General features: G+C 40.9%; 11 protein-coding genes. All 11 read left to right on the top strand.

The features are described from left to right. Window positions 1–218 precede the first annotated feature (218 nt). Complete coding sequence (locus PN457_RS14810) at window positions 219–446, top strand: DUF4351 domain-containing protein (RefSeq protein WP_271734152.1); 228 nt, start codon at window positions 219–221, stop codon at window positions 444–446. 133 nt (window positions 447–579) lie between these two features. Continuing rightward, window positions 580–849, top strand: a complete 270-nt coding sequence (locus PN457_RS14805; protein WP_271734151.1) for a hypothetical protein — start codon at window positions 580–582, stop codon at window positions 847–849. A gap of 644 nt (window positions 850–1,493) precedes the next feature. Then, window positions 1,494–3,146 (top strand): hypothetical protein, encoded by a 1,653-nt coding sequence (locus PN457_RS14800; protein ID WP_271734149.1) that lies wholly within the window; start codon window positions 1,494–1,496, stop codon window positions 3,144–3,146. A 286-nt stretch (window positions 3,147–3,432) separates the two neighbouring features. Further along, window positions 3,433–4,536: a hypothetical protein gene (locus PN457_RS14795; RefSeq protein ID WP_271734148.1), complete on the top strand. Its 1,104-nt coding sequence runs from the start codon at window positions 3,433–3,435 to the stop codon at window positions 4,534–4,536. After that, entirely contained in the window at window positions 4,478–5,770 is a 1,293-nt protein-coding gene (locus tag PN457_RS14790) for a vWA domain-containing protein (RefSeq protein WP_271734147.1), read from the top strand. The genes PN457_RS14795 and PN457_RS14790 overlap by 59 nt, the downstream gene beginning before the upstream one ends. Beyond that, complete coding sequence (locus tag PN457_RS14785; protein WP_271734146.1) at window positions 5,767–6,933, top strand: hypothetical protein; 1,167 nt, start codon at window positions 5,767–5,769, stop codon at window positions 6,931–6,933. The genes PN457_RS14790 and PN457_RS14785 overlap by 4 nt, the downstream gene beginning before the upstream one ends. Window positions 6,934–6,976: 43 nt before the next feature. Then, window positions 6,977–7,936, top strand: a complete 960-nt coding sequence (locus tag PN457_RS14780) for an ARC6/PARC6 family protein (RefSeq protein WP_271734145.1) — start codon at window positions 6,977–6,979, stop codon at window positions 7,934–7,936. Between the two features lie 3 nt (window positions 7,937–7,939). After that, window positions 7,940–9,244, top strand: a complete 1,305-nt coding sequence (locus PN457_RS14775; RefSeq protein WP_271734144.1) for a serine hydrolase — start codon at window positions 7,940–7,942, stop codon at window positions 9,242–9,244. A gap of 16 nt (window positions 9,245–9,260) precedes the next feature. Then, window positions 9,261–10,802, top strand: a complete 1,542-nt coding sequence (locus tag PN457_RS14770; RefSeq protein ID WP_271734142.1) for a VWA domain-containing protein — start codon at window positions 9,261–9,263, stop codon at window positions 10,800–10,802. An 87-nt stretch (window positions 10,803–10,889) separates the two neighbouring features. Continuing rightward, window positions 10,890–11,570, top strand: a complete 681-nt coding sequence (locus PN457_RS14765; protein WP_271734141.1) for a hypothetical protein — start codon at window positions 10,890–10,892, stop codon at window positions 11,568–11,570. A gap of 37 nt (window positions 11,571–11,607) precedes the next feature. Continuing rightward, window positions 11,608–11,850 (top strand): hypothetical protein (locus PN457_RS14760; protein ID WP_271734139.1); only part of this gene is annotated, 243 nt, incomplete at its 3' end.

Genomic DNA, 11,850 nt, shown 5'->3' with positions numbered 1-11,850 from the left:
TTCCTTCCTTGTCTTCGGTGGTCTTGCGTTCACAGATTATATTAAAAACCTACCTTTGTAAGGAAGGGGGAGGGGTAAAAGAATATTTGGTACACTAATCATCACTTACTAAACATCCTTTCAGGTTAAACACAGCGGAAGAAGAAGAATTAAACACCGAGTTAAAACAAGCCAACTTAGTTGAAGAGGAACAAATTATGTAAATTGTTACCAGTTGGATGGAAAAGGGAATTGAGAAGGGAATTAAACAAGGAGAACAAAAAATTATTAGAAGACAAGTAAAACGGCGATTTAACAATATTACTCCCACATTGGAAAGCCAAATTAATAGCTTATCTTCAGCACAATTAGAAAACCTAGCAGATGTAATTTTTGACCTCCAATCTCTAGCAGATTTAACTAACTGGTTAGAGGTTGTTTCAAAAGTTTTTTATTGTCATCAATGACACTGATTGATCCCCCCAACCCCCCTTAAAAAGGGGGGCTAAATTTTTAACAAAAGGGTGATTTAGGGGGATATGAAAATATTTGATACATCATGAGAGACTTTTAAAACATCCTCTTAGAACAACAAAAGTAATGTACAAAGAAAAAGACTTTGAACAAATCATAGAAAGAGAACTCCTAGACATCAGTGGATACCACCAGGGGAACCCGAAAGACTACGACCGAGAAACCGCCTTTTTTCCCACCCAAATCATCAACTTTATTCAAACCACCCAACCTAAACAATGGGAATACCTAGCTAATACTAGCCCTAGTGATGTCCAGAAAATTATTATAGATAGCCTTACCAAAGAACTCAAAAGCCGAGGAATGCTTGATGTTTTGCGTAAGATGATTTTCTAGTCAGATTTATCTGACTTTAGCTTTGAGACGGGGGTTTCTAACCCCCGGTTCGGTGGCGATCTGCTTGCAGCAGCGCTTCGCTATCGCCCCACAGCTCCCCGACTTCTAGCGAAATTATCCTAGATTACCTCTAATGATGTGAGAAGTGGGGGATCTTGCACCCGTCCCACAGTCACCCAGCTCCTCGACTTCTAGCTCCAGATAATCAAATAGATGATTTTCTAGTCAGATTTATCTGACTTTAGCTTTGAGACGGGGGTTTCTAACCCCCGGTTCGGTGGTGTAGCATCAAAGGGAATTTTTCAACCCAGAGCGATTTGCTTCTTGGAGCAATGTACCAAGATCTACATAACATAGCACCCAGTCAAGTTAACACAGTCGCCTAACCAATTTAGATCCTGGACTTCTTTAAGAAATTCTGGGGATCTGGAGTGACTCGAAAAGCAATTTAGAAAAGGGCGGGCAATATGCTCACCCCACAAGATTTATAATCTTAATGTGTGTACTTTATTTACTTGACCGGTGGTGTGAATACAAATATAAAACTCATATTTGATTTCTGAACAATTTCTGTTCCCCGTTCCCTGTTCCCTTTCCTCACTGACAATTTCTCAACTCAAATAGGATGACTATACATAGTAACCATGATTCCAGTATATGAATTTAGCAAAGGTATTGAGCTAGAAAAAAACCCTAACGGTGGTTGGGTATCTCTAGGATTTACCGGTAAATATATCAACGCCACCCTAGACCCCATTCCCCCGGTTGTAGAGCGTTCCATTGCTAACCAAGAATTTGCGACCATAGGAGGAGCTTCCGACGAGCAACCCGCCATTATTGGCCGAGTGGTGGGGACTGGGGAAGAGACTTGGTCTGTGATGGCTGTGGTCACACAAGCAAGGGATGAAGGCGGCTACAAGTTCTCTTTCTATCGTTATTTTTTCACCCCCGGAGCCAGTAACCTGGGCTGTCTCATAGCTTGGTGGGAAAGTCAGGGTAAACCCACATTTAACCCCTTTGATAGTAAATATGTAGGAGAATATGCCTATTTTGACCCAGCTTTGGCTGGTTCATCTGACTATGACCCCACACCCAATGATCTAGAACTAGTAACTACAAAGCCCACATTATTGCACCCACAGCAGTATAACTTAACAAATGTTAATACCCTAGCCATTGGGAAACATAATCTGGATCAAACTCAGCCCATTTCCTGGGCGTTTAATGTAGAAGCACTGGTAAAACCCCACAGTTTTCAGATCATCCAACCCGCTTCCCTAGAAGCCTGTGAGATTTTGGCAAGACAGATTATTGAAACAGCATCGACTAAAAAAGCCATTAAAGCCGCCATTCAAAGCTTAATCAATATATCACAAGTTGAACCCCCAGCTGTAGAGACAATTATTGACACCTTAGAAAATCAACAACTGAATACAGAAGAATGGTACAGCTTATTTGATGCCGAGGGTGCAACCACCGCCATGAGTGAAAAAATCCATAGCTCTTCCTCGGTGCGACTCATCACCCTGCGCGCCATGGTCATCCCTGAGACTTTACCAGAGTTTCTCAAATGGTTAAATATTCAGCCTGGTAAACAACCCAGTGAATATCACAATACTTCTTTACAGTTTCAAGGTGCGATCGGTGATTATTTTCCCCAAGAGCAACTAGCCAAGGGAATTAAATTACTTTTACCTAAGTTACTCCAAAAGCACATTTCCCCGGAGTCTATAAATTGGTTACTGCTTAAAGGTGGTGCTTGGGCTGTTTTTCGTCATCGTTTCATTAATGATGTGCGCTATGATTTGGAATTAATTCATCAACAATCAGATACTGATGCCAAACAATTTGATAATTTGAATTTCCCTCAAAAGATTTGGCAAGAGTTAATTATGTGTCGGGAATTTGTTATTTATGATTCCTACAAGTTATCTTACTACAAGCCTTTGGCGCAATTATTCGAGTTACTACAAGAATATGATTTATCTGCCTACTTCTATCAGGTAAGTGATGCTATAGTTTCTAAAAAGGTATTTTTAGGGGCTTGTCCTAACCGTAGTAATGAATCATATTCACCCACTATTTTAGGTTTGACTTTTAAAAGAAAAATTAGCCCAGTAGAGACAATTATAAGATTAGTAAAGTTTAAGAGCAAGAATGAAATTTTATTACCTGTTTTGGTATTATTAGCATTTATTACACTTGGTTGGTTAAGACGAGAACACAGGATGTTTTTTAATTATAACTTAGAGGATGTTCGGAAAGTATTAAACAACTCAATTAAGCGAATCTTTTGAGAGGATGTTTGGAAAGTGTTCAACAGGTAATTTTTATATCAGGGAACACACGGAACACACGGAACACACGGAACACACGGAAGGATTGGGTAACACACAAAAAACAATAAAATCCAGTCCCCTCTTGTCCACCTTGTCCACCTTGTCTTGTCCTTGTAAGGGGAGGTAACTTGATTTTGGTGTTCCCTGTGTTCCCTGTTCCCTGTTCCCTGTTCCCTGTGTTTAGTACTTATTCAGAAAGTGTCCGTACACATAAAAATTTACCCCTATGGGAGTGTAAGATAAAGTGAGAATCTACCTGTACATTTTGGCTGGACTCACATCAGCTTTAATTGGCTGGAATTTGGGTCAATTTTTCCTCACCGACTTGGGGATATTAAGACAGTTTCCCGAAATCGTGTTATTTCCCTGTGTAGCTATATCTTTAGCTGCGGGTATGGTGATGAATGAAATATTTATCAGCAACCCCACCAGGTATAAACTCAACTTTCGCATTGTCAAAAGACCTTTATTAATTGCTCTGGGTTTGGGTGGTTTAGCCGGGTTGATTGGTGGTGTAATTTCCCAGGTTCTCTTTTTACCGGTGCTGGGGGTTCCCAGTGCTTTTGTGAGAACTTTGGGATGGTTGGTAATTGGTGCTGCGGTGGGTATTGCTGAGGGTTTAAGCTGGCGTTGGCACAGTATGGAAGCGGGGGACCCGAAACGGTTCCGCAAACGCTTAAATACTAGCTGTGTTGGGGCGATGGCGGCCAGTTTATTGGCGGCGGCGCTTTTTGAGGTCATCCGTGCTGCTTCGGGAACGGTAACGGCGGAATTTAGAAGTGTTGAAGACCCTTTGGGTTTTGCGGTTCTGGGGTTAGTGCTGGGGACAGTTTTTAGTATTACTAATTCTCCGAGCTATATGGCGGCTTTAAGGGCTGGTACAGGTTTTGAGTATACGGGGTTTAAAAAAGATGAGTATAGTCATGATGAGGATGGTGAACTAGTATTAGAAAATTCGCAAAAAACATCAGCATATATAGATAAATCTCTATTAAGATTTGTCAGCGACGGTGAAGCTGAGGATATTGAAGAAGGTTTATCAATTCAACTACCCAGCAATGGTAAGGTAACCATTGGCTCTGGGGTAGATAAAGCACATATTTATCTGCCTGGAGTAGCTCCACACGTGGCAGACTTAATAGTAAAACAGCGTGAGGTGGTTTTAGTTCCTCAGAGGGAGCATTACAAAAAAATAGAAATTAACGGTTCCCGGTTAAATTCCTCAAAGCAAATACCCTTAAAGCATAATCACGTTTTGACTTTTCACACAGTCAAAATGGATGGCCAACATGAAGAAAAATTTTATCGTTTTGTCTACTATAATCGGTTCCTTGACCCACAAGCTTAGTTTGTCGGTGTTGGTGGTAGCTTCCCTAGCTGCTCCCAGTTGGGGAGAGCAAAATCAAGCGGAAATTGTTGGTAATCCTCAAGTTAACGATGACCGGGTTACTGTTCGCGTTCAGGTAACTAACGCAGAAAATAGGCGACCAATTATAGGTCTACAGGAGAATAATTTTAAGTTAGTTGTAGACAACAAAGAATTTAAATTTCTCCCCAGAGACTGGAAGAGTCCAGAAGAAAGTTCACCCCCTCCAGCTTGGGTAGTTGTGCTGTTAGACTACAGTGGGAGTATGAACCGGTTAGACAGTACTGGTAAAACTAGGTTTGCTGGTGCAATTAGTGCTGTGAGTCAGTTCGTGGATAGCTCTAGTCAACGGGGGGGTAATACACAAATATCTATTGTTCCCTTTGGGGTGGGTGGGAGTAAGTGTCAAGATTTACCGGTGAATCCTAGGACTTTGGATAGGTTTTACCCAGCAAGTCATATTCAACTACAAAACTATCTAGACTATTTAGGAACGGTCAAACCCTGCGCTGCTACTAATCTTTATGAACCGATTAAGGAAGCGGTGAGGTTTTTGGGAAATGAGAAAGACCCGCGTTTTGAGATTTCGGAAAATTCTAGTCAACCGCAACCGAGATTATCAATTATTCTGTTATCGGATGGGTTTCACAACCAGGGGAATGAAAAACGAGACTTTGAGAGTTTAAAGAGTTTATTTAACCGCTATAGTCATATTAATGTCCATACTTTGGGTTATGGTTTGACTCCCGCAGAGTTGGGGAAAAAATATAACCTGGGTAGAGCTGCGACCCGTGCTGATATTGGGACTGGTGCGGGTAAGGTTCCAGAAGATGAGTTTGTAGACCAACAACGGTTAAAGGAAATTGCTGATTTAACGGGGGGAGTTGCGGAATTTTCGGGAAACGCTACAAGTATCGCTGAAAACTTACAACTATTTCTCAATGCTTTATTAGGTGAATATGAAATTACCTACACCCAACCAAATGCAGAACGGGGGAAAAAGCATCAAGTCCAAGTGGTGGTGAATGTCCCCGGAAGTGAAAAACCAGCGGAGTCTGATACTAAAGATTACAGAATTACTGTATTTGGGCGATCGCTCCCTGGGGTAGTGCGCCTAACTATATTTATACTGACATTGGGGGGGATTGGTTTGGCTGGTGTGGTACCATTTTACTTTTGGGGTAAGTATTTAAAAGAGCAGGCTTTAGAGACATGAATAAACTCACCTTAAGCCTGATATTATTAATGAGTTACGGCTGTAGTCAACCCCTATTCAATTCTCGCTCGGCGATCGCACCTGTTACCTCACCCTCCGATTGTTCACAGACATCTAAAGTTAACCTGAATCAACAAAATATCACCGAAGTTGTACTAGATGAACAGATGTTAGTTAAATCTGGTCGTGTGACTGCTACGGAAGCTGTGGGTTATAGGTTTGATGCACAACCAGGTCAAACATTCACCTACAATACTAATGATGATATTTGTATTGTGGTTTATACCCCAGATAATCAAATCATTACCAGTGGGGAATTACCGACCAGGGGAAAATATATTCTTCAGGTTTCCTCACCCCAAAATGATAGAGCATTTGGTTTAGGAATGTCTTTAACCAGTCCTGTTGTGGAAGATATTCCAGAGACTCCCACACCAGAACCGACAACTGTAAATACTGCTAGTACTTCCCCAACCACTAACCAAACTACCGTCAAAAATACTCCCAGGAGGACTAAAACACGAAGACCTAGACCTGTAAAAACTGCTAGGAGTTCCCCAACCACTAACCAAACCACTGTCAACGATACCCCCAGCGCTGAAACACCAGAACCGACAACTGTAGACACTGCTAGTAGTTCAACCACGGACCAAACTACCGTCAACGATACTCCCAGCGCTGAAACACCAGAACCGACAACTGTAGACACTGCTAGTAGTTCAACCACGGACCAAACTACTGTCAACGATACACCAACCACTGAAACACGTAAGTCTATACCCATCCCAGTACCTTCAAACTCCGCTTTAGTATCTCAGTCGGTTAGTTCCCCATCACGGCCACCAGCTGATGATTTTGTCAGAAACCACTATACAGCACTGAATAACCGTCAATATGATCAAACATGGACTAGGTTATCTCCCCAGTTTAAAGGTATATCGGGAGATTTTTCTAAATATCAAGAGTGGTGGGATAGTGTAGCAGAAATCAGAATTGGTAATGTGGAGCTAATTAGTCAAAATAGCGATCGCGCTGTAGTTGATGCTCAACTATGGTATGAAATGAATAATGGTAGAGTTGCGGAAGATAAGAAAACCAGAATTTCTCTGATGTGGAGTGATGAGGCTAACAGCTGGTTATTTGTCCGTAAATCATCTCCCTAATTATCAAAACCATCTTTCAATCACTATTTACTCATCCAACACCATGAATAAACTTACCTTGGGCTTAACATTATTACTCACCTACGGCTGTAGTCAACCAATATTAAATTCTGGATCTGCGATCGCACCTGTGGACTCACCCGCTGGTTGTCCAGAGAAACCCACACTCAATCTAGACCAGCAAAACGTAGAAGAGATTAACCTAGATCAATCATTAGTTAAATCGGGTCGTGTGACTGCTACTAAATCTGTAGGTTATACATTTAGTGCAGAATCGGGTCAAACACTCAGCTACAGCACTAATGATGATGTGTGTATTGTGATTTATACCCCAGATAATCAAATTATTGACAGTGGGGAATTAACCACCAGCGGAAAATATGTTTTGGAAGTTTCCGCACCCCAGGGGATAAGAGCATTTAACCTATCAATGTCCTTAACCACTCCTCAACCGGTAAATGAGGAACCTATTGCTGTCAATCCTCCCCCGACTCCCACACCTACCCCTGTCAATCCTCCCCCGACTCCCACACCTACCCCTGTACAGACTCAACAACCAAGACCCCAACCCCCCAGGGTTTCACCCCGGAGGGTAAGTCAACCAGTACATAATATTTCTGAAGATGAAGCATTACAAATAGTTCAAAGTTGGTATGAGGCTAAACCGCAAATTTTTGGACCACCTTACGATTTAGACTTAGTAGACCAATTAGCAACAGGGAATCTTTATTATAACACCACAAAAGATGATGGTTCAGTTGCTTGGTTACGCAATAACGATGCTTACTATACATATACGACATCTGAAATTACAGATGTTGAAGAATTTTCTAACTCTGGTACACGACCATATATAAAAGTGAGAATTTTTGAGGATTTATATCTCCACGGGAGACGAGGTATTGATAAAAAAAACTCAGGTCCTTATAGAGGTACATTTACTTACGTCTTTGCACAAGAAAACGGTGTCTGGAAAATCTATGACTACAAAAAGGTACGCTAATTAATGAGCAATAATACCAAGCTTCGCCGGAGAATTGTTAGAAAAAGACTCTCTATTAACTTTAAGAGATTGATCTTGTTTTATCTGGTTTCTATATCCACAGTAATCATTTTTAGCTTATTAATAAAGCAAATTCTTAGTAAGCCAAGTTATCAAGCTAAAAATACTAATTCTGCCCCTAATCCTCAAGTGTACACTCCTCAGCCTAATCCTCAAGTGTACACTCCTCAGCCTAATCCTCAAGTGTACACTCCTCAGTTTAATCCTCAAGTGTACACTTCTTCGACTCCTAACCTTGTAACAACCAATAGAACAAATAATAATCTAGGTGCAACAGTCAACATTTCCTCAAACATGAGGATAATCCCAGAAACTGATTATACAGAAGTTGGATTAACATCAATCTCTCGAGAAGACCTAACACAATTTCCTAGAAATCACGATCAAAAATTACAAAACATAGTTAATGACATTGTAAATTATGTGACTTCTAAAGGTGCTTCAACAGAGCATTTATCTATCAGCTTAGTGGATTTAAATAGTCAAACTTATGCTGGATATCAAGACGAAGTAACAAGATTTCCCGCTAGTGTAACTAAATTGTTTTGGATGGTATATTTATATGGTACAAAACCAAAGTTACTTGAAAAACCGGAAATTCAAAAAGCTTTAAATAAGATGATTCAAGACTCTGATAATGAATCAGCTAGTCTAATCATAGATAAGACTACTATAACTCAATCAGGAGATGAATTAACTACAGAGAAATTTCAAGAATGGTATAAGAAACGTTTGAGTATGAATCACTTTTTTAAAGAAGCTGGTTACCAAAACATAAATATTAGTCAAAAGTTATATCCTTATAGTAAAGTTAATGGACCTGCGGGGAGAGACTTACAAATCCGCAAACCAGATTCTGATCCTTTACCTATAAGAAATTACACCACGACTTATAATGTTGCGCGACTACTATTTCAAATAGAAACAGGGGAATCAGTTGATAAAAAATATAGTCGTGACATGAAAAATCTCTTAGAAAGAAGCTTAAAAAAGGAAGAATGGGAAAAGATAGAATTTAATCACATTGCAGGTTTTTTTGGTGAAGGTTTACCAGAAGATGCTCAACTGTTCTCTAAAATGGGGTGGAACTTTCAGACCCGCAATGATGCAGCTATTATAGTTAGTCCAGATGGTAAAGCTAAATATATATTGGTAGTTTTTGGAGATCATCCCAGCTTTTATAAAGATAAAAAAATTCTCCCTGAAATATCACGTAAAGTTTACGATGACATGACTACAAGTTACTAGTGAGGTTAAGCATAAAATGCCAAATATATTGAGAAACCTAAGAAGAAATAAACCCCTACTATTTGGCATATATGCCGCGGTCGGTTGCCTGATAGCAGCGATAATACTAGGGGAACCATTTTTAGCCCTAACCAGAATCGCACCCACAGCAACGGGAACAGCAGTAGTTTTGTTAATAGATACCAGCGGTTCCATGGGGGAAATAGTCTCAGGGGATGTTACCCCCACAGGACAAACTCAAACCGTAGATGGGAAACAATATAGAATAGTCACCGGGGGGAAATCTAAAATAGATGTCGTCATGGAATCCCTGTTAAAACTGGTAAATACTACCAAACTGGGAGGAAACGATCGCCTGTCCATCGTCAAATTTGATAGTAACGCTTCCCCCATCATTGGACTCACCAACCCCACAGAAAAGGATAAACTACAAACAGCCATCCAGGAACTGCGGAACATTGACGGTAGTACTAACATGGCTGATGGGATAAGAAAAGCCTACGACCAATTAAGATATAGCAACCTTACCCCGAACATCCTCTTATTTACCGACGGACTACCGGACAGTGCAGAAGAAGCTCTAAAAACCGCCCAAGATGTGAGAAATAATAACGTTAACCTGATTGCCGTAGGTACTGGTGACGCTGACATTCACTATTTAGCCCAACTCACAGGCGATCGCTCCCTAGTATTCTACGCCGACTCAGGGGACATTGATCAAGCCTTTCGCGAAGCCGAAGCCATCATCGGTAAAGAGTTAGTAGAATCTGCACCCACAGGTTACCTGAGCTTAGAATATTCCATGCTGCGTATAGGTGGTTGGACTGCATTTTTGGCCATGGGTATTTGCCTATCTTTAATTATAGGACAAAACCAATATATGCACCGTCCCCTATTGACAGCCAAAAAAGGAACCATCAGCACCCTAGGAAGTCTCAGCGCGGGTATGATAGCAGGTGGGGTGAGTCAATTTTTATTTTTCTCCCTCCCAGAAATTACCATACTACAAACTGTCAGCAGAATCATTGCTTGGGTAATACTCGGAACGTTATTAGGAGGAGGAACCCACTTTTTTGTACCTAACCTGAAGCTAAAAAACGCCTTATTAGGTGGTAGTCTAGGGGGAGCCATGGGAGCCATAGCCTTTTTAATTACTGCGATCGCCCTGGGAGATGTTTCTGGTCGGTTATCAGGTGCGGTGATTCTGGGTTTTTGTATTGGTTTAATGATTGCGTGGGTTGAACAAAAACAACTGAGTCAAGAACCCTATCTTTTAGTCCGTTGGACCCCCACGGAAAAAACGACCTACTTATTAGGTGCAAAACCGATTATTATAGGTAGTTCCGTAGATGCACAAATACCCCTGAACGCCTCGGAAGGTTTCACCCCCATCACTGCGAAATTCTACAAACAAGGAGAAAACATTCTCATGGAATTTCACCCCGAATATGCAGAACGAAAAAACATGAAAAAACCTCTTCAACAACTACAACCAGGAGACACCCGTAAACTAGGAAACATCACCCTAGAAATCATGTCAACCCCCATAGAAAATTAGAGTCATATGTTAAGTTATGTTAAATTCATGTCAAATTTATGTCAAAATGGTTGAGTCAAATCCAGTACCAACTACCGGGTAACTATTATGCAAACTGATTTACAAGACCTAGAAATCAGCCGTACAGAGTTAAATAACTTAACCGGATTAGATATCAACACAGTTCCCAAACTCTCTGTTGTGCAGGACCCAATCAAGATGTTAAGTTTTGTATTTATCAAACAACAGCAGGGTAAACAAGGATTATATATTCTGTTTGCCATATCTGCTTGGATGTCGATATTATTTATTTTCAAAGAATATAAAGGCTTTTTTGACTATATTATAGGAGGCTTTGCCCTACTGGTGTCAGTCAGTACCGCAGTTCCCATTTATGAAACTCTGCAAAAATATATGCAGCTTTCCGGTACACATTCCCCCATGCTGCTACTTTGCAAATTACTAGAAGAGGTAGATAGACATAACCAAATAATTAAAAATATTGACACTCTAGATCAATTAAAATCAGTAGGTAACGCCATTGATTTAAGCAACAGAGAAAAAGTGATTGAAGCCATCAAAATCACCAAAAAAGATTTACTACTAGCCATACAAACCGACAAAATATTAAGAGAGAATCCCGGATTTAACCCAGAATCCTTTGCTGTTGACCTCACAGGTTTACAAGCATTACAAGTAAGTGCGACAGCGAGTGAATATAGTCAAATATTAGATCAAGCCTTACAAATAGGGGTGAACGTACAAGAGGAAATGAGACAACTATCCTAAAACCATCTTGGAAAACCTATGATTAATCTCTCAAATATTGTTTATTGTTTTACCCCCATCTTCGGGTGTTCATAGCGATCGCTCACCGTCAACGGTATGGCTAACGCCACGCTATCGCTATCGACTCCGCTCACCGACCACCGTCAACGGTATGGCTAACGCCACGCTATCGCTATCGACTCCGCTCACCGACCACCGTCAACCGTCAACGGTATGGCTAACGCCACGCTATCGCTATCGACTCCGCTCACCGACCACCGTCAACGGTATGGCTAACGCC

Source organism: Anabaenopsis arnoldii, assembly GCF_028331025.1.
Lineage (GTDB): Bacteria > Cyanobacteriota > Cyanobacteriia > Cyanobacteriales > Nostocaceae > Anabaenopsis > Anabaenopsis arnoldii.
This window is presented reverse-complemented; position numbering and strand designations above follow the sequence as displayed.

Coding starts and splice junctions, on each gene's coding strand:
- PN457_RS14790 (WP_271734147.1), top strand. CDS start 4,478: ATGAAGAAAAATTTTATCGTTTTGTCTACTATAATCGGTTCCTTGACC.
- PN457_RS14765 (WP_271734141.1), top strand. CDS start 10,890: ATGCAAACTGATTTACAAGACCTAGAAATCAGCCGTACAGAGTTAAAT.
- PN457_RS14810 (WP_271734152.1), top strand. CDS start 219: ATGGAAAAGGGAATTGAGAAGGGAATTAAACAAGGAGAACAAAAAATT.
- PN457_RS14800 (WP_271734149.1), top strand. CDS start 1,494: ATGATTCCAGTATATGAATTTAGCAAAGGTATTGAGCTAGAAAAAAAC.
- PN457_RS14785 (WP_271734146.1), top strand. CDS start 5,767: ATGAATAAACTCACCTTAAGCCTGATATTATTAATGAGTTACGGCTGT.
- PN457_RS14805 (WP_271734151.1), top strand. CDS start 580: ATGTACAAAGAAAAAGACTTTGAACAAATCATAGAAAGAGAACTCCTA.
- PN457_RS14780 (WP_271734145.1), top strand. CDS start 6,977: ATGAATAAACTTACCTTGGGCTTAACATTATTACTCACCTACGGCTGT.
- PN457_RS14775 (WP_271734144.1), top strand. CDS start 7,940: ATGAGCAATAATACCAAGCTTCGCCGGAGAATTGTTAGAAAAAGACTC.
- PN457_RS14770 (WP_271734142.1), top strand. CDS start 9,261: ATGCCAAATATATTGAGAAACCTAAGAAGAAATAAACCCCTACTATTT.